This window comes from Microcystis sp. M090S1 (genome assembly GCF_020246295.1).
GTDB classification, from domain to species: Bacteria; Cyanobacteriota; Cyanobacteriia; order Cyanobacteriales; family Microcystaceae; genus Microcystis; species Microcystis aeruginosa.
This window is the reverse complement of sequence record NZ_JADBTF010000497.1, coordinates 1-18,177: the sequence shown is the minus strand read 5'-3', so window position 1 is coordinate 18,177 and position 18,177 is coordinate 1. Positions and strand designations below refer to the sequence as shown.

The 18,177-nt window shown below is 42.5% G+C and carries 18 protein-coding genes and 3 pseudogenes; 10 read left to right on the top strand and 11 right to left on the bottom strand.

What is annotated here, in order from left to right; genetic code table 11:
• Positions 1-315: 315 nt before the first annotated feature.
• The 3 genes from IM477_RS21955 (at position 316) to IM477_RS21945 (ending at position 2,402) form a co-directional block, all read left to right on the top strand.
• On the top strand, positions 316-720 hold the full coding sequence (locus IM477_RS21955) for a site-specific integrase (RefSeq protein WP_287733462.1): 405 nt from the start codon (positions 316-318) through the stop codon (positions 718-720).
• Positions 721-837: 117 nt separating this feature from the next.
• On the top strand, positions 838-1,401 hold the full coding sequence (locus IM477_RS21950; RefSeq protein WP_287733460.1) for a DUF4334 domain-containing protein: 564 nt from the start codon (positions 838-840) through the stop codon (positions 1,399-1,401).
• 77 nt (positions 1,402-1,478) lie between these two features.
• A complete protein-coding gene (locus IM477_RS21945) occupies positions 1,479-2,402 on the top strand; it encodes an RpnC/YadD family protein (RefSeq protein WP_149988107.1) in 924 nt (307 codons plus the stop codon).
• Between the two features lie 170 nt (positions 2,403-2,572).
• On the opposite strand, the gene IM477_RS21940 is transcribed toward IM477_RS21945, so the two are convergent.
• The 6 genes and pseudogenes from IM477_RS21940 to IM477_RS21915 form a co-directional block, all read right to left on the bottom strand.
• Positions 2,573-3,133, bottom strand: a complete 561-nt coding sequence (locus IM477_RS21940; protein ID WP_196219875.1) for a Coq4 family protein — start codon at positions 3,131-3,133, stop codon at positions 2,573-2,575.
• Between the two features lie 314 nt (positions 3,134-3,447).
• Entirely contained in the window at positions 3,448-6,075 is a 2,628-nt protein-coding gene (locus IM477_RS21935) for a leucine-rich repeat domain-containing protein (RefSeq protein ID WP_287733458.1), read from the bottom strand.
• 220 nt (positions 6,076-6,295) lie between these two features.
• Positions 6,296-6,598 carry a HigA family addiction module antitoxin gene (locus IM477_RS21930; RefSeq protein ID WP_287733456.1) on the bottom strand — a complete coding sequence of 101 codons (303 nt, stop codon included), beginning with the start codon at positions 6,596-6,598 and terminating at the stop codon, positions 6,296-6,298.
• A 79-nt stretch (positions 6,599-6,677) separates the two neighbouring features.
• The gene (tadA, locus tag IM477_RS21925) at positions 6,678-7,172 is read right to left on the bottom strand and encodes a tRNA adenosine(34) deaminase TadA (protein WP_123229874.1); all 495 of its coding nucleotides are present in this window, start codon (positions 7,170-7,172) and stop codon (positions 6,678-6,680) included.
• Positions 7,157-7,414 (bottom strand): annotated as a pseudogene (grxC, locus tag IM477_RS21920) (glutaredoxin 3); the annotation flags it as partial. The pseudogene grxC and the gene tadA, both read right to left, overlap by 16 nt.
• A gap of 630 nt (positions 7,415-8,044) precedes the next feature.
• A pseudogene (locus IM477_RS21915) lies at positions 8,045-8,113 on the bottom strand (glutaredoxin 3); the annotation flags it as partial.
• 32 nt (positions 8,114-8,145) lie between these two features.
• On the opposite strand from IM477_RS21915, the gene IM477_RS21910 reads away from it, so the two are divergent.
• The 4 genes from IM477_RS21910 to ccmS all read left to right on the top strand — a co-directional run bounded on the left by IM477_RS21910 (position 8,146) and on the right by ccmS (position 11,199).
• The gene (locus IM477_RS21910; RefSeq protein WP_287733454.1) at positions 8,146-8,706 is read left to right on the top strand and encodes a 5-formyltetrahydrofolate cyclo-ligase; all 561 of its coding nucleotides are present in this window, start codon (positions 8,146-8,148) and stop codon (positions 8,704-8,706) included.
• Between the two features lie 258 nt (positions 8,707-8,964).
• Positions 8,965-9,282, top strand: coding sequence for a slr1957 family protein (locus tag IM477_RS21905; RefSeq protein WP_002762345.1), 318 nt, complete (start codon positions 8,965-8,967; stop codon positions 9,280-9,282).
• 251 nt (positions 9,283-9,533) lie between these two features.
• Positions 9,534-10,547 carry an aldo/keto reductase gene (locus IM477_RS21900; protein ID WP_287733452.1) on the top strand — a complete coding sequence of 338 codons (1,014 nt, stop codon included), beginning with the start codon at positions 9,534-9,536 and terminating at the stop codon, positions 10,545-10,547.
• Between the two features lie 211 nt (positions 10,548-10,758).
• Positions 10,759-11,199 (top strand): beta-carboxysome assembly chaperone CcmS, encoded by a 441-nt coding sequence (gene ccmS, locus IM477_RS21895; protein ID WP_287733464.1) that lies wholly within the window; start codon positions 10,759-10,761, stop codon positions 11,197-11,199.
• On the opposite strand, the gene nagA is transcribed toward ccmS, so the two are convergent.
• Positions 11,155-12,306: an N-acetylglucosamine-6-phosphate deacetylase gene (gene nagA / locus IM477_RS21890; RefSeq protein ID WP_287733450.1), complete on the bottom strand. Its 1,152-nt coding sequence runs from the start codon at positions 12,304-12,306 to the stop codon at positions 11,155-11,157. The two genes, ccmS and nagA, sit on opposite strands and share 45 nt — an antisense overlap.
• A gap of 494 nt (positions 12,307-12,800) precedes the next feature.
• Between nagA and IM477_RS21885 the strand changes: the two genes are divergently transcribed.
• The 3 genes from IM477_RS21885 (at position 12,801) to IM477_RS21875 (ending at position 15,015) form a co-directional block, all read left to right on the top strand.
• The gene (locus tag IM477_RS21885) at positions 12,801-13,595 is read left to right on the top strand and encodes a metallophosphoesterase family protein (RefSeq protein WP_287733449.1); all 795 of its coding nucleotides are present in this window, start codon (positions 12,801-12,803) and stop codon (positions 13,593-13,595) included.
• A gap of 78 nt (positions 13,596-13,673) precedes the next feature.
• Positions 13,674-14,492 carry a SirB1 family protein gene (locus IM477_RS21880; protein ID WP_149986647.1) on the top strand — a complete coding sequence of 273 codons (819 nt, stop codon included), beginning with the start codon at positions 13,674-13,676 and terminating at the stop codon, positions 14,490-14,492.
• A gap of 58 nt (positions 14,493-14,550) precedes the next feature.
• Positions 14,551-15,015, top strand: coding sequence for a VOC family protein (locus tag IM477_RS21875; RefSeq protein WP_287733448.1), 465 nt, complete (start codon positions 14,551-14,553; stop codon positions 15,013-15,015).
• Here the strand turns inward: IM477_RS21875 and IM477_RS21870 are convergent.
• The 4 genes and pseudogenes from IM477_RS21870 to IM477_RS21855 form a co-directional block, all read right to left on the bottom strand.
• Complete coding sequence (locus IM477_RS21870) at positions 15,012-15,779, bottom strand: TspO-related membrane protein (RefSeq protein ID WP_147069166.1); 768 nt, start codon at positions 15,777-15,779, stop codon at positions 15,012-15,014. The two genes, IM477_RS21875 and IM477_RS21870, sit on opposite strands and share 4 nt — an antisense overlap.
• 3 nt (positions 15,780-15,782) lie before the next feature.
• Positions 15,783-16,262: a 3-hydroxyacyl-ACP dehydratase FabZ gene (gene fabZ / locus IM477_RS21865; RefSeq protein WP_012268022.1), complete on the bottom strand. Its 480-nt coding sequence runs from the start codon at positions 16,260-16,262 to the stop codon at positions 15,783-15,785.
• Between the two features lie 269 nt (positions 16,263-16,531).
• Positions 16,532-17,671: a SpoIID/LytB domain-containing protein gene (locus IM477_RS21860; protein ID WP_287733447.1), complete on the bottom strand. Its 1,140-nt coding sequence runs from the start codon at positions 17,669-17,671 to the stop codon at positions 16,532-16,534.
• A 299-nt stretch (positions 17,672-17,970) separates the two neighbouring features.
• Positions 17,971-18,177: pseudogene (locus IM477_RS21855) on the bottom strand (Coq4 family protein); the annotation flags it as partial.

The window sequence follows — 18,177 nt, the reverse complement described above, 5'->3', positions numbered from 1 at the left end:
TCAGTCTGTAGAGCGACCATAAGACCAGAACAGAGTAAATCTGTTAAGGCAGGTGCGGAACCCCGCAAGGGAAAGAAGCAGAAACCTAAATCGTGAGGTTTGGGAATCACCGTCCGTTTACGGCGGTGAGGATGTCAATGAGCAAATTGAGTCTAACATCGTTGGAGCTATTTAGCAGAAAAGAGAAAGGCGATTCAGGCGGTTGGCCGACGTTGACCATGAGGATGAAATGGCGGCTTTAGGCGCTTGGAAAAAAACACTTGATTCATTACCCTATTGACCATCGAGCAGCGATTTGGAGGAGAGAAATTTGAGATGGATGATTGCCAGAAATACGAGGCTGACTGTCAAAAGATAAGAAAAGCCAATCATGAATTACTAAAGGATTTTGAGGGTTGGCTAGAATCATCAGGCCTGTCCGAAAAAACCATCAATAATCATGTTTCAAATATAGATTTTTATATCAACGAATATTTACTCTATGAAGATGCCGTAGAAGCCAAAGACGGGGTAGATATGGTCAGTGACTTTTTGGGTTATTGGTTTATCAAAAAGGCCCTGTGGGCCAGTCAATCAAGTATCAAGGCTAACGCCAGTAGTCTGAAAAAGTTCTACACTTTCTTACTGGAAAAAGGCCTAATAGATAAAGATGATTTGCGAGAACTTAAAGAAACCATCAAGGAAGAAATGAGTGAATGGCTGGAAACCCTAGAGCAATAAGATGACCCATTGACTGAAGATATGTCGGATATTTGGTAATCTTAACCAAGTGGCAATCCCCCACCCTGTGGCTGAGAAGCTATACTGCTATTGTCAGGACACAACAAGAGTGAAACAATGGAAACATTAGAATTAGAAAGCTGCCAGTCGATTCTTAAGGCTGGTCAAACAACCACAGAAAGAGCTTTACAATTGTTTGACGCTCTCGACCCCGTGAGTTTAGACTTTATGCTCGGTCGTTGGCAAGGTTCTGGACTTCAGACAAATCACCCAATGGATGGTTTATTAGAAGCATCTAATTGGTATGGTAAAGAATTTGTCGATACTGAGAATGTCCACCCCCTGTTATTTTTAGATGGTCAGGGAAAAATTTTTAAGGTGGCACCCAATCCCACGGCCATGAACTGGATTTTGAAGTTGCCGATACTCAAAAATAATTCTCTGAAACCTTTACTGATGCTGACCAACTCCTTGCTGAAAACAGAGACAAGTCAGGCTAGACTGCGAATGATGGAATATCGGGGCAAAGTCAGCGCCACGATGATTTATGATTATTTGCCGATTAATGACTCTTTTCGGAAAGTAGATGATAATACCGTGCTGGGAATTATGGATTTTAAAAACTCTCCCCAACCTTTCTTTTTTGTTCTCAAGCGATGTCAAAGACCTCTTAATTCTTGAGGTTCGATTTAAACCCTTCATTATTGACGATATAATAAGATTATTGCCGTCCTTTTTCGGCTCGATTATCAATTGCAATGACTCGCCAAATTCACGACCAATTTGCTAAGGAGTATTTAGAGGAATTGTTAGCACCTCTAGGGACGATTAGAAAGAGCAAGAAAGTAAAAAGCGAGGTTCAAGAAATTGATGTCTGGTTTGAACCGGCCAGTTCACCATCAAGGAATAAACTCCCTTTAGGGTTACTCGGAAAAATGGCGGCGACTTCCTGCTTGTTTGAACCTTTCCGCAACTCTCCCTCAGAAATAGAGATTCGCAGTTGTATATCAAAGTTATATGCGGTTCATAATGACCTCTTAAGGAAGGCGAAACGGTCAAACAAAGCTCTAACTGCAGCAGAATTGCCAGTTTTATGGATTCTCACGCCCACCTTTTCAGCTAGAATGATTCAAGGATTCAGGGCTGACAGCGATGAGAGTAATTGGTTGAAAGGGGTTTACTTTTTAGCTGACTTCCTCAAAACAGCCATAGTCGCCATCCATCAATTACCGGTGAATGAAGACACTTTATGGTTGAGGGTTTTAGGAAAAGGAGGAACTCAGAAACGAGCCGTAGAAGAGTTAGTTGAACTTCCCCAACCTAACCCTTTTCGAGAAAATTTACTGGAAATCTTAGCCAACTGGCGCAAGAATTTAGAGTTGAGGGATAATTTAAGTGCAGAGGAACAGGAGGTCATTATGAACTTATCACCAGCTTATCTAAAGCAGCGAAAAGATTGGAAGGAAGAGGGAAAACAAGAAGGGAGACAAGAAGGCACCTTAGAAGAACGTTACTCGATGATAGCCAGTCTTCTGGAAGGAAGGTTCGGAACTCTAGATTCGGAATTATCCGCTCTGGTGGAACGGATTGCCCAACTTCCCATCTCGGAACGCACCGAGTTAATTCTTTCTCTGGCGAATTTATCCCGCTCCTCACTATTAGAAAGATTGAGAGACAATTAAATTTTCAGTCCGCTTGAGCCTTAAATCCTGATGGTAGAGAGACTCCGCAGGGCGACACGGATTCCTATTATAGTAAAAGGTTAGCAAAAATTTTTGAGTTTGTCAAGTCTTTTGCGAAAAAAAAGCTGAAAAAATTTCAGCCCGATAATTATCTGTAATTGTCTCTTAGTTTAGTTTTTAGAGGAGACAATCGCCAATTCTTGCCGCCAAACTAGCAGGGATTTCTCCCAAGCTAGTTCCCATTTTTGCGCCAAAAAAGGTCGAGTATTTTTGCCCAAATTATAGGCGATGACAATCTCTTCCCAGAGAGAGGCTAAGGAAAGTGGGGAAGAAAATAAAGCTCCGAATAATCCCCCTAAAAGTAGGACAATAGCTAGAGGGCGACGAGTTTGACTTAATTCAAAAGCTTTCAGTTGCAATTCTCCCGTCACATCGACACCAAAACCCGTTACTATATGCCAGATATCGTGAGTTTGCCGTAAGCGAAGCAGCAGATAATCTGTATCGGAATTGACCTGAATAGACCGATAAAAATTAGGATCAAAATTGAGACTAATTAGGTGAGTAGCATAATGATAACCCAGGGAATCTTCTGGGAGTTTTAGCAGGGTTTCTAAACAGGGACTAGCGGCCAGATATCTTTGGGCAATTATTTGAGCGGTAGCTCGATCCCTTTTAACATATTGCCAAGATAATCGCTGTAACCAACTCTCTTTTAAGCCATCTTCAATATCATATACAGACAGAATGTTACCGGGATTTTGTCAAAGAGAAATTATTCCCTTGGCCACACTGATTAGATTAGTTGTGAATAGCATATAATACTAAATCCGTTGAGTATAGGCTACATATGAGGACAGGCACTCATGCAAGAGGCAAGAGGCAAAAGGGAGAATAAATAATCAGTTTTTAATAACCGGATTTAGTATAAGAGGTTGAGAACGGGAAAAGGCCAAGAGTTTTCCCAGTTTGATAAAAAGAGAGATTAATATTAAATATTTGTAAACTTTTTCGCCTAAGTTACCTTTCTGTGGTATGCAAATCTTTACTGCTCCGATTCGGGGGTTTCTTGGGAGGTGTCATCGTTCTTGGTTTTTGGTTCTTGTCCTTTAAAAATCGTGATAGATCGCCAAAAACCCTCTAAAAACTGATTGAAGGTCGTTTCATTGATTTTACCCGTCCGGAGCAATCCCACAATCACAATCAAAGCAAAGATAAAAATAATTGCCAAAACGCTGGTAATAAACTGTACCACTGGCACAGTATTGGCAAGCACCGCAAAGATAAAAGCAACCACAGCTAAAACCAGCAACAAAGCGAGACTAGGTTTCAGGAGATTGGGAGTTTCTGGCGTTTTGGAACCTATAGGGCGATTTTCTCGGCTTTTGCGGCCCCGTTGCTGCCTTTCGTCGAGATATATTTCTCTTTCTGTCTTAGATTCCACCCCTTCTAAGATATCGCGGATATTGTATGTGCCGCGCAAACCGGGGAGAGTTGCTTCGACGCTGCCTTGGCGATCGAGTTCTATCAGATAGAGATAATCGACGGGAACTTCTACCCCGGTGGGTTGTTCCCCTTGCAATTCTCGAATCACTAACTTTTCCTGTACGGCTAAATTAGGGATAGTAGCGTGAATTTTCTGAAAATCTGTCTTAATAATAGCTAAAAGCGCACTAGCACGCTCACCCTTAGCTTTTATGCTAATGAAGTTATCTTCCTCGTCGGCACGCACCAAAGCTTTATTAAGATCCATTGTCAGAACCACACCACTACGCCAACGCATGGTTTTATAGATCATCTGGTGATTGCGGACGATAAAGCGGGAAATGATGCTACCGGGCAGGATATCATAACGGTACTGGAAGTGTAAAGGTGCGTTTTCGTAGCTATCCACATCCGGTTCATCGATGGGTAGAAGATCGGTGATTAGATAGCGATCGGGACTGTAACCATCAAGGGGAAAACAGAGTTCAAAGTTTCCCATCAAATCCATCAAAAATCGGCGTTTATTTTCGGGATAACGTTGGGGTTGTTTGAGAATATCTTGCAGATCTGGCAGTGAAAGAATGCCTTTTTTTTGCACCATCAAATCGTGATTATTGAGAATATCATAAACACCGCTAGTTACCCATTCCGGGTTCAGGACATTGGTTTCATTCAGTCGCAGATCATCTTGGTAGTTGAGGACAATACCGAGATCGTGGAGAAACTGCACTAAACTTTTTTGATCGCTGGCCTCTTTAATCTCGGCTGTCTGACACATTTCCTGATACTTTTCGTAGGAAATAAAGTCATAACTCTCTTGCATCGCTTCTAGTTGAGTTTTGATCTCAAACCAACTATTAGGCAATAAATCTTTGATATGGGGAATAGCATCGATTTGGGAGGCGATTTCCTGTACAAGTTCCTCGATTCCCACACCGGTTTTACAGGAAGTGGCGATTAGCTTGGTAATTTGGGGATATTTTTTCCGGAGGGTGCGGATCTTAACTTGCGGGGGATTTTCATCGGCACAATTACCCACGATAATCACGGGAGAATTGCCTCCGTAGGTTTCAATGAGTTTTAACCAGTATTCCAGACGGTTTTGCTGTTCATTTTTGCGGTTGTCGAGGACAAGCAGATAAAGACTGCGTTTAGTCAGAAAAAACTGATGGGTGGTTTGCATCACTTTCTGACCGCCAAAATCCCAGATATTGAGGCGAATATCGGGTTTTTGGGGCAGTTGCCACTTTTCAATATTAATGCCGGGGGTCTTGGGTTCTCCGGAATTAAAGGTATTGTGCAGTAACCGCTTTAACAGGGAAGTTTTCCCCACATCCCCCTCCCCCACCAATAAAACTTTAAGCTCATTAAGAGGGCGTTTTTTCCCTTTATCCTTGAGATAACTAAAAATCGCCTGCGGATTGCCATCATCCGATATTTCTTCACCCCATCCCTGACGAATAATTTCCGGGGGAACGTTGGTAATCGGGTTATTTTTGAGGACTAATCGCTTCAGGTTGACTAGGTGAGTGAGCGCTTCTGGTATCTCGCTGATTTGGTTATTTCTGAGGTAGAGGCCTTGCAGGGAGGTGAGGTGAGCGAGCGCTTCTGGTATCTCCCTGATTTGGTTATGGCCGAGGTCGAGGTATTGCAGGGAGGTGAGGTGAGTGAGTGCTTCTGGAATCTCCCTGATTTGGTTATGGCCGAGGTCGAGGCCTCCCAGGGAGGTGAGTTGAGCGAGCGCTTCTGGAATCTCCCTGATTTCGTTATTGCTGAGGTCGAGGCCTCCCAGGGAGGTGAGTTGAGCGAGCGCTTCTGGAATCTCGCTGATTTGGTTATTGCTGAGGTAGAGGTATTGCAGGGAGGTGAGTTGAGCGAGCGCTTCTGGTATCTCGCTGATTTGGTTATTGCTGAGGTAGAGGTATTGCAGGGAGGTGAGTTGAGCGAGCGCTTCTGGAATCTCCCTGATTTCGTTATGGCCGAGGTTGAGGCGTTGCAGGGAGGTGAGTTGAGCGAGCGCTTCTGGTATCTCGCTGATTTGGTTATCGTTGAGGTTGAGTTCTTGCAGGGAGGTGAGTTGAGGAATTTCGGGGGGAATTTCTGTTAAGTTTTTGTTGGACAGATCCAACTTCCCCGCTCTTTCGTCCTTTGCCCGTTGAATTAACTCTAATACTTCCCGTGCTGTCATTGACCATCCCCCCGCTACTATATTTACTCCATTTTGGCAAAAGATCCAGTTAATGCAACTGGTGGTGATCAGCTAGTCCACTGTTAACAGTAGGATTAACTCCCACACGCGGTTATTCATACATTTGTATCAGTTTAAGGATAACTGATAATTGCTGATTGTCGCTATTTCTGCAAATGTGAGATGCAGCCAAATGAATAATTATAGAATTCAAGAGAATTTATCCTGAAGACAGGGATTGATAAGGAATAATTTTTTCGAGGGTATTTCCTAACTTTTCCCTCGCTATATCTAACTCGTATGCTTTTTGTAAATTCATCCAAATTTCTGCCCCTGTATTAAAAAAACGCCCTAATTTTAAAGCAATATCTCCCGTGATATTTCCTTGTCCCTTGAGAATTTGCTCAAGTTCATTCTCAGAGATATTAATTCTTGTGGCAAGCTGAGAAACATCAAGATTAATTTCCTCTAATTCATCAGCTAAAATTTCACCGGGGTGGATAGGACTTTCCCAATTATTCATCGTGAATTTTCCTTACGGCTCTTCTTATTAAGATGAAGTGTAACCTAATTTGATATTGACTCCTATCTCCCTGACTCCTTTAAACATTTCTTTTTTTCTCAAACCATGTTTGTAATAATTCCCCAGATTCCTTAGCTAAAATTCCCGCGATTACCGGTAAACGATGGTTAGAAAAAGGACTATCTATAAAATTAGCCACAGTGCGGATAACTCCTGTTTTGGGATCGTCAGCACCGTACACTAATAATCCTAATCTAGCCTGAATAATTGCCCCGGCACACATGGGACAGGGTTCGAGGGTGACGTAGAGGGTACAATCATTTAAGTGCCAATTGCCTAAAACCTGACTAGCGGCACGAATCGCCAGAATTTCAGCGTGAGCGGTGGGATCATGGTGTTTTTCCTTGCAATTAGCCCCTTGAGCGATTAAATGTCCCTGTTTATCCACGATAACCGCTCCCACAGGTACATCACCCCGATCCCCCGCAGTTGCCGCTAAATTTAAAGCTAACTGCATCCATTGCCGATGTTTCTCATAGGCTTTTTCATCAATAGACTTTAGATAGTCCCACATTTAGCCAGTAAATTATCTAATTTTTTCTGACCATCCAAAGCATACAAATCATCACAACCACCGATATGTTCATTATTAATAAAAATCTGTGGTACACTGCGTTTACCGTTGGACCGTTCGGCCATGGCTTGACGAGCGCTTTCATCCCCATCAATCTTGTATTCGGTGTATTTTACCCCTTTCCAACCCAGCAACCATTTAGCCCGAATACAGTAGGGACAAGTTGCCCAAGTTTGACGCTCCCATCGCTAAAAGCGAGGGATTCTTGGTTCAACAAGTCCACTTACTTTAGATTCCTTGCGTTATCTAAAACAGAGGTGGTTCTTTCCCCAAGCGTTACTTTTCGTGCGCCCCACGATAGTTGTATTTCTACAAAATTTGCTTTAATTGAAACGTTAGCTTCAAATACTGCTTTGTCTAGTTCCTACAAAGATTTTACCTACTCACAGGTGAGAAACTAGAACTATTGAGTAGAACCCTATATCTTTGATTGTCAAGGTGCAGAGGTTGTAGTGATTAGACTACATGGGTTTTTAGAGCGGTTGATTACCCTATCCGCTATGCTCACATAGTAGCTATTTTTCGTAAGTATGTCAAGACCCTTAAAAGAAAAAAGACTGCCGATGCTCATGACTCCGAATATGAGCAAGCGCACTTCAAAATACGCATCTAGAATGAAATTAACAATTTCAGAAGTTATTCGAGATTTTGCTCTTGAGATTAGACATTTATTTTTAGCTGTGCTTCGTGTCACTGAGCCTTTACATTGAGCCTGTCGAAATGTGTCGAAATGTGTCGAAGTGCTGTTTTATATTGACGGAACCTTTCATCTCCGAGGTAAAACCGAGAGTTCCTTCAAGCCGACATTTAAGGTAAATTTCCACATTGGCCTTGATATTCTCGTTATAACGCCCAAAAAGCGAGTTAAATAGATTTAGCATCTTGTGACTACAGAAATATTTATCTCTATTTTATGGATTCTGCTACCAAAAAAGCCCAATTACGCAAACAACTAATTACCCAAAGACGCGCTCTTCCTAAGCATATTTGGCAAGAAAATAGTCAGCAACTTTGCAAAAATTTACAATCTTTACCCCTCTTTCACCACGCTAAAACCATTCTCGCTTACTTCAGTTATCGTCAAGAGCCGGATTTAAGTTCCTTATTTTCCCAACACCATCGCTGGGGTTTTCCCCGTTGTGACGGAGATAGCCTGACTTGGCACTGTTGGACTGCCGACGATCCCCTAGAATTAAATCGTTATGGCATCTACGAACCAACAGCGATCGCTCCTCTCATTTTACCGGCTGAAGTGGACTTACTGTTAATTCCCGCCGTCGCCTGTGATCGCCAAGGTTATCGCTTAGGTTACGGGGGAGGTTATTTTGATCGTCTCTTACATTCCCCCGAATGGCAAGCTATCCCCTCGATCGGGATTGTCTTTGACTTTGCCTATCTCGATACCCTTCCCCTCGATACTTGGGACCAAAAATTACAGGCAATCTGTACCGAATCGAGAACCGAAATTTTTTAACAATTATTTTCCTATTCCCTCACACCCAATCCCCAAGCTGATCCCTATCTCGGAGTCTCCTGTCTCCTATCTCGGAGTCTCCTGTCTCCTATCTCGGAGTCTCCTGTCTCCTTGCCTCACCGTTAACTGAACTTTTCACCGACTACTCATATATTAAGTTTTATTGAATCCGATCGACCCTTAAGATAGCTTTGCTAGGATGAAATTCACATCAGGAGATGTTTAAAGTAATCACTGGAAAAAGTTAACAGGGAAGCAATGAAACACTTTCACGAACCATGGATTCAAGAATGGTGTCAAGAAAACGGCTGGACAGAGCTATTTCTCGAACGCTACAGTAATTATTGGGCATTCCCTCCCAATGCCGTGATGCCAGAACCAATTCCCACCAAAGTGTTACAAAACATTAAGCGCCAAAAAGGTCTATCTCCTGCCGAAAAACTTTGGTTAGGAGTGGCTATCGGATTGACTCTGACAGCTTTAATTCTCTGTATCACCCTCGCTTGTCCCATGCCTATAGTTCTCGCTTTCGCTTTTGATGCTGTCACCGCAGCCCGATTGGAAGTGGAATATTAAACCAGCAAAAATTGAGCAGCAGAAACCCAAAAAGGGGGAGATTTTTCCGAAAGTCTTCCCCTTTGCCGCTTTTTTCTGGACAGGTACGATCGATCTGTCTTGAATCAGTAATCGGTGATCAGTGGTCAGTAGGAGAATAGAATATTAAGTGAGCAGTATTCAATGGCAGTTTTCTGCTGTCTTTTTACTGATTACTGTTTACTGTTTACTGGACGGCTACGCCGTGCCTTTGGCAACACTGAAAAGTCCCCATGTCCGAATCTCGTCGCTTACAGTTTACCCCCGATCTGGAAATTTGTCGTATTTTGAACGGAATGTGGCAAGTTTCAGGCGCCCATGGTTCGATCGCACCCCAAAAAGCGATCCCTAGTATGTTTTCCTATCTAGATGCCGGTTTCACCACTTGGGATCTGGCCGATCATTACGGTCCGGCCGAAGATTTTATCGGTGAATTTCGTCGTCAATTAGTTGCCCAAAGGGGCATTGATGCTTTAAATAATCTGCAAGCTTTCACTAAATGGGTTCCCCGTCCGGGTAAAATGACTAAGGAAATAGTCGAAAAAAATATCGCTATTTCCCTACGTCGTATGGATGTGGATAGTCTCGATTTATTGCAGTTTCACTGGTGGGATTATCGCGATAAAAATTATCTAGATGCCTTATATTTTTTAGGAGAATTACAACAGGAAGGCAAAATTAAACACCTGGCCTTGACTAATTTCGACACGGAACATTTAAAAATTATTCTCAGCACCGGGATTAAAATAGTCTCCAATCAAGTCCAGTTTTCTCTAATCGATCGCCGTCCCCTCGTCAAAATGGCACAATTTTGCCAAGAACATAACATCTATCTACTCGCCTATGGTACTCTAGCAGGAGGCTTATTAGGGGCAAAATATCTCGGTCATCCTGAACCCAATCCCATGAGTCTCAATACCGCTAGTTTACGGAAATATAAAAACATGATCAATGCTTGGGGAAACTGGCAATTATTCCAAGAATTATTAACCGTTCTTAAAGCGATCGCTGATTCCTATCATGTCACCATTCCTAATGTGGCAGTGCGTTACGTTCTCGAACAAAAAGCCGTAGCCGGGGCAATTATCGGGGTGCGTTTGGGTGTTGCTGAACATATCCAAGAAAATGCCCGTATTTTCGATTTTCAATTATCCCCCCAAGACTATCAAAAAATTGATCATGTCTTGCAAAAATCCCAGGATTTATTGCAGTTAATCGGTGATTGCGGTGATGAGTACCGTCGATAAGTAGGTAGGTGTTAAAAATTGTCAGCTTTCCCCCCTTATTAAGGGGGGATCAAGGTGGGATCCGCACCCCCCTTATTAAGGACTGATAACTGATAACTGATAACTGATAACTGATAACTGATAACTGATAACTGATAACTGATAACTGATAACTGATAACTGATAACTGATAACTGATAACTGATAACTGATAACTGAAAAGAGGCTAATGATGAGATTTGAACAACCAATCCCCGATGATCCCGCTAATCAATGGCGCTATCAATTAGATCAATTCGTGCAAGAAAATCAACAGGAATTGGCTGGTTTAATGTGGGGTTTACTCTCGGAATGGGGAGAAGATTCTCAAGAAACCCTGGGCATCGATCTTAAACCCCAGCCCCATTTTGTCTGTTGTTCTAAGGAGGCTCTAGAGAAATTAAATCGCCAGGTTAATCGCAAAATTCAAGAGATGCTTGGGATTATTTATCGCTATAATCCCAGGGAAGAAGTGGCTATAGTCGCTATCGGTGATGGTCAGGTAAAATTGATTTATTTTCAACCCGATCTTTCCCCTCCTGAATGTTTTGATCGCCTCGAAGTGGATCTCGATACCCTCATTCAACAGTTAGAGTCCAAAATGCTGGCGGAAATCCAATCTTTCCCAATTTGATGCCGATTGCCAGCGCAAAAAGTTGGCAGGTTGTCCCACCGATAAACCCGCTAATCCGAGCGCTTTTCTGGGGGATTCTGTCCCTAAAAGAATCGCCGTTTCTAAATCACATATTCCCCAGTTAACTAAATTGGCTACTCCTTGTAATAAGGGTAAGGTTGTTCCCGCTAAAGTACCGTCAAAAAGTCTTGCTGTTCCCTGTTTAACTTCAATTTCTCTCTCGTCCCAAGGATAGACACCATCTTCTAAACCGATCGGCGCTAAAGCATCACTAACTAAGAAAATTCCTCGATGATAATTACTGGCTTTTAGTAATAATTCTATCATGGTTGGATGGATGTGTTGACCATCGGCAATTAACCCACAATACACATCGCGATTGATAATTGCTTCCCCTAATAACCCCGGTTGACGATGGTGTAAAGGAGGCATGGCATTAAAGGCATGAGTAACCATTTTTGCCCCCTGTAAAAAGGCTTTTTTGGCTATTTCTTGACTCGCTTGCGAATGTCCTAAACTGACGGTAATCCCTCGATCGCTTAAGTATTTAATCACCGTACCGCTACTATCTAATTCTGGGGCTAGGGTGATAATTTTTACGATCGATAAGTAGTCCCCAAAGATTTTATCTACTGTTTCTATACTTGGGTTTAAAAGATATTGGGCCGGATGCGCCCCCCTTTTTTCATAGTTTAAAAATGGTCCCTCTAAATGTACTCCTAAAACCTGCGCGCTCGCTCGATTTTCCTGTTTCTGTTTCTCGATATATTTGGCAATTACTGAGAGGGATTTTTGAAATTTCTCCACAGACGTGGTTACTAAGGTGGGCAGATAACCATCAATTCCTTGATTCTCAAGATAATCGCTAATCTTATCTAACTTTTCTATATCTGTTATTTCTAAGTCGGGAAATGCTAATCCTAATCCTCCGTTGATCTGTAAATCTACTCCTCCCAACGATAGCCAATCCCCTTCCATATCGATAATCTTTTCCCCTTTTTTTCTTCCCTCCATCTCCGTTATCCTCTCGATCTTTCCAGCAGCATTTATCTCTATTTGTTGTCGATCCTGATGGGCGGGAATTCTAGCGTTAATTAGGGTTATCATAGAAGCAGAAAACTAATTTTTTTTTATTATAATCTCAAAAAAAAAACTTTTTTTTTGATAATGCTTGACAAGTGGGCATTTTTTTGAGATACTTTTTTATATAATTGGAATCTTTGCGTTCAATGATGGACACTTACACCCAATTATATAAAAACTCATCATAAAAAAATAATACCATAACCTGTCCGCTCCCTGCCCAGAGATTGCAAAAATACTTTACAAAACAATTAAGTAGGGAGGCACAATTATTTGTAGGATGGGTTAGCGGTAGCGTAACCCATGCGGTAGTTGGGTTTCATGCTTCAACCCAACCTAAGTTCATCTTATATTTAATTCCACCCACCTACTTACAGCCTTTCTCCCGCAGTTCCGGCGTTCCCCAAAACCAGTGACTGTCAGAAGGAAAAGCTTGTCCTATAATAAAATTAAGACCTTATAAAAACTACTTTTTTAGCGATAAAAGAGTAGCAATCTCAGCAATTAGAGAGGGGTGTGTGTTTTTTAAAAAAATAGGGAAACAGACTCAAGAACCGCGTCGTATTATTATCGGAGATGTGCATGGCAGTTTTCAGACACTTTTGCGACTATTAAACCGAGTTGCTCCCGATAGTGAGGATGAGGTTTATTTTCTGGGAGATTTAATCGATCGAGGACAGCAGAGCTTGGAAGTGGTGGATTTTGTCATCAAAAATAACTACCAATGTCTACTAGGAAATCATGAATATATGCTCTTAAAAGCTCTGGCAGGAAAAGAAGTTTCTGAAAAATGGTTTAACGGCTGGATCGAGAGTGGCGGGGCGGCGACACTACTAAGTTATAATAACAATATACCCGCCGAGCATATTAATTGGTTTCAATCCCTACCCGCTTATTTAGACCTAGGAGATATTTGGTTAGTTCATGCGGGAGTACAACCAGAATATCCCCTTGAACAGCAAACAAACGAGCAGTTTTGTTGGATTAGAAACGAATTTCATACCATGACCCAACCCTATTTCAAGGATAAACTAATTATCACAGGTCATACTTTAACCTTTACCTTTCCCGATGTCAAACCGGGACAACTAGCTCGCGGCAGCGGTTGGCTAGACATTGAAACTGGGGTTTATCATCCTCAAAGTGGTTGGTTAACTGCTTTAGATTGGACAAATCAATTAGTTTATCAAGTGCAGTCTCAAAATAAAAATTGTCGCACGATCCCTTTAGAAAAAGCCGTGGTTAATCTAGATATTGACAAGATTTCTCGCTACTCTTCCCAGCAAAGCTCATCTAAATTTCTGAATATTTAATGGTGATCAGAAAAGAGAAGCGATAAAATCGGAAGGATCGGTTAAAATAGTTGATAATCTGATTAATACCCTTTTCTAATGACCCTTGCACTCTTATACCAAGCCTTCATCGAAACAATTCAACATCCTGACCCTGAGATAAATCTAGCTCGGGCAGCCCTACAAATAGCCAATTTTGAATATCCGCACCTCAATATTGATCACTATTTAAATAGAATAAATTTAATGGCTGAGGAGGTAAAAAAACGTTTACCCGATAGATTATATCCTTTAAAAATAGTCAAGATTATCAATCAATATTTGTTTGAAGATTTACAATTTAATGGTAATACCCAAGAATACTATGACCCCCGCAATAGCTACTTAAATGATGTAATCGATCGCCGCACAGGTATTCCGCTCACTCTCTCGATTATCTATTTAGAGATTGCCAAACAGATCGATTTTCCCATGGTAGGAATTGGTATGCCGGGCCATTTTATTATCCGTCCCGATTTCGAGGAAGTGGAAATTTTTGTCGATCCCTTTCACGGTGGTGAAATCTTATTTAAACAGGACTGTCAAGAAAGATTAAGTCAGGTTTATCAACAGCCAGTTAAATTAGAAGAACATTTTCTCAATATTGCTACCAATCAGCAAATTTTGTTACGTTTGTTGACTAATTTAAAATATATTTACCTGAATCGTCAACAATGGTCTCAGACAATTCGGACAATAGATCTGCTACTTTTGCTCATTCCTAATCATCCCTTAGAGCTGCGCGATCGAGGTTTAGTTTACTATCAAATTGGACAATTCAGCCAAGCGCAACAGGATTTAGGCTTCTATCTTGCTCTCCTACCCAACGCCCAAGATGCGGAATCAATTCGGCAATTATTGCAAAAAATTAACTCTTAAGTCGCCAGCCTGTTCACTGAAAAATCCCCCAACCCCTTACTGATAACTGATAACTAAGATGACTATTAGCCCTTCCGTAACCGCAAAAAAACTCAAAATCGGTCAACTGCGAAAAGTCCATCATATCGCTTTCAACGTCAAAGATATGGATGCCTCTCGTCATTTTTATGGGGAAATATTAGGCTTAGAGGAATTAATGGGGGAAAAAATTCCCAGTACCTTAAAAGAATTAGTTGCCCAGGGAAAAGTTGCCAATTTTATCACCCCCGATGGTACAGTAATTGACCTATTTTGGGAACCAGATTTAAACCCTCCCGACGACAATCCCGAAATCGCTTTTACCCGTGCCAACCATTTAGCCTTCGATATTGCCCCCGAATGCTTCGATATTGCCCTAGAAGTGCTACAAAGTCAGGGAATTACTATTGCTAGTGGACCCGTGACCCGTCCGACTGGCAGGGGGGTTTACTTCTACGATCCCGATGGCTTTATCGTCGAAATTCGCTGTGATCCCGCATTTTAACGACTCAGAGGACGAAAACTGCCACTAAAAACCAGAAAAGTTAGGATAATCGCTAATATAATCGCCGTTATCGCAATTAGAGGCAGAGAAATCTGTTTAACAGCGATCGCCAAGAAAGCCCAGATGAACACACCGATAAAAGCCCGATCTTTTCGGTTTAAACCGACTAAAATCGCGATTATCGCCCCGATAACCAGAATTATTACCGTCCAGATCTGGTCAGTTAGACCCCATGGCTGCCAGTCGATCCAATCTAGCACCGAAGCGACGTTGACAATCGTGGCTACGGTAATCCAAGCGAAATAGATACTAATAGGAGCATTAACCAATAAACCCTGTTTACGATTGACAATAAAGCGATTAATTTCTAAGCGGAGATAAAGCCGGATGAGAGAAATTAAAATGCCTAGCATTGCCAGTAAAGACAGGGCAAAAAAACGGGATTGAAAGAGAATTACCCAGAGAATCTGACAAGCACTAGCGATGGCTAATTCGTAGCCTAACCGACGCAAACGCGGTTCAGTTTTATTGAAAGCCAAAGCTTGGTAAATTCCCAGACTAATTAAACCCAGATAGATTAATCCCCAGATAGCAAAAGCATAATTAGCGGGAATAATTAAGACATCTTGAAAAACTGTATTCGAGATAGCCCCGATATTTTCGCCGTTGAGAGGGAAAATATTAGCGAAAATATTGGTGATAAAAGCCCCTAGAATAGCAAATAAATTTAGTTCTTGTCGGAGACGATCTCGATCAAAATTCATAGGTCAATCAAAGATGGAAAACATCATTTCGCCCTGAGCGGCCAATTGCCCATCGACTCTTGCTTCCCCTTGCATTTTAGCAATTTTATTCATCTTGAAGGATAATAATTCCACCGTCATGATCAATTGATCCCCTGGCACCACAGGACGACGAAAACGGGTTTTATCAATGCCAGCGAAGGCAAAAAATTTACCTTTCATCCCGGGTAATTGGGTCAAAATCACTCCCCCCACTTGGGCCATGGATTCAACAATTAACACCCCAGGCATCAAGGGACGATTGGGAATATGACCGGGAAAAAAAGGCTCGTTGATCGTGACATTTTTTAGGCCAACGGCCTTTTGACCGGGTACATAGTCAATAATACGATCAACTAGGGCAAAGGGATAACGATGGGGCAGTAGTTGGCGAATTTCCTCGACGGTAAAGGTAGTTTTTATGACTGGTTCCAACTCGGTTAAGGCTTCGGTAACGATGGTCATGCAAGTCAAAAATTACAAGTGAGATCAGACATTATCTCATAATCAGTTATCAGTTATCAGTTATCAGTTATCAGTGATCACTGATCAGATGAACGTAGGTTGGGTTGAAGCATGAAACCCAACGCCAGCATAGTTTACGCTACCGCTAACCCATCCTACAAATAATTGTGCCTCCCTACTTAGCTTAACCAATTAGGTTTTAGATTCGATCCTTGTTATCAGTGATCAGTTCACTGTTTACTGTTGACTGGAAATGGCTGACAGCCTTTTTAGTTGGGCATTTCAGTTAAACGAGCATTTTGATAATAATGGCTGAGAATGCGATCATAAGTCACCCCTTGGTCGGCGAGGGAAAAAGCGCCCCATTGACTTAAACCGATCCCATGACCGAAACCGCGACCATTAATGGCAAAAGTACCGTTATCAGCTGAAATCGTGAATAGGGTACTACGCAGCTCGAGTATTCGCCGTAATTGGGTATCAGAGATTAATTTAGAGCCTTGATCGCCTACTACACGCATTCTAATCACTCGTCCGTGGGGAGTGGTCCTTTCGGGAGATAGCGATCGCACGCGACCGACACCACCGATTAAACGGCCTAATTCCCTGGCGCTAAAGTTTTTTGACCATTGAAATACCGGGGCGACTTGATCGTAATCGATGACACCGCGCAGGTAGGGTAAGGGGGAATTCCAAACATCCTCGACATTTTCCGTATGGCCCCCAGAGGAGGAGTGAAACACCGCTAGAATCGGTTTGCCGTTGAAACTCATAATTTGTCCGGCGGTGGCCTTAACTGCCTCGTGGGTGCTAGTAAACTCGCTTTCTAGACCCTTATAAACTTGGGTGCGGGTGGTAGTATCAAGATCGTAGATGCGATTGCCGGAAGTATTCATTTGGTAGAGAGCATAGGTGCGCGCCGCCACGGATTGGGCTTTTAAGGCCTCTTGCGGCCAGGAGGGAATCGCCTCCGCACCGACGACACTATAGAGATATTCCTCTAAATCGACTAAATTTAGGGCTGTCACCCCAGAACCTTGCCGAATGATCCTTGTCCGTCCTCGATACCAGCGATCGTTAATCCAGACGTAACCATCATTCTCCGGTTCGATGAGCAATTGACTGGCCTGCCAATCGGCCAAACCCACCGCTTTTCCTCTGGGATTAGCATTGAGGGCATTCATGGCGGTCAATTCTCCTAAGACTCTGCCGGCCCCATCTTTCACCACAGCATCGGTGGAACTGCCCACGGAGACGGCACTAACACCTTTACTGATGGCAATGCGTAATTCGACAGCAGCCTGGACTGGGGCGATAATCAAAGCCCAAAAAACTAGGACGAGCCAGCTATGGGCAGGCAGGCGCTGCAGGTAACTACCCAGCAGCCTTGCTGTGTGTTTATTGGTCATGGGGATCGGACTCCTCACACAATCGATCGATAATCAATTTTACCCGGACTGGGATTTTTTTGCTACTCCGGTTCGGAAAAATTTTTCCCCTGTCACTTTTTCCCGATTGTCTGACAATTTTTCTGTCCTCTAGCCCCTGCTAAACTGGAATCGAGCCTCCTGAATCGGCAAATGACCGTGTTTTATCCCATTAATCGGGATTTATTCTAGTTAGTTAGTCTAGAGTTTTTCTCGATCAAATTGCCCAAGTTGAGTTTGAGAAAAACAGCAATCTCTGGCAGCTAATTAGTCGGGCAAAATTAATTTTCTAGGTTCGAGTGGACAATCGCCAATTCTTGCCGCCAAACTAGCAGGGATTTCTCCCAAGCTAGTTCCCATTTTTGCGCTAAAAAAGGTCGAGTATTTTTGCCCAAATTATAGGCGATGACAATCTCTTCCCAGAGAGAGGCTAAGGAAAGTGGGGAAGAAAATAAAGCTCCGAATAATCCCCCTAAAAGTAGGACAAT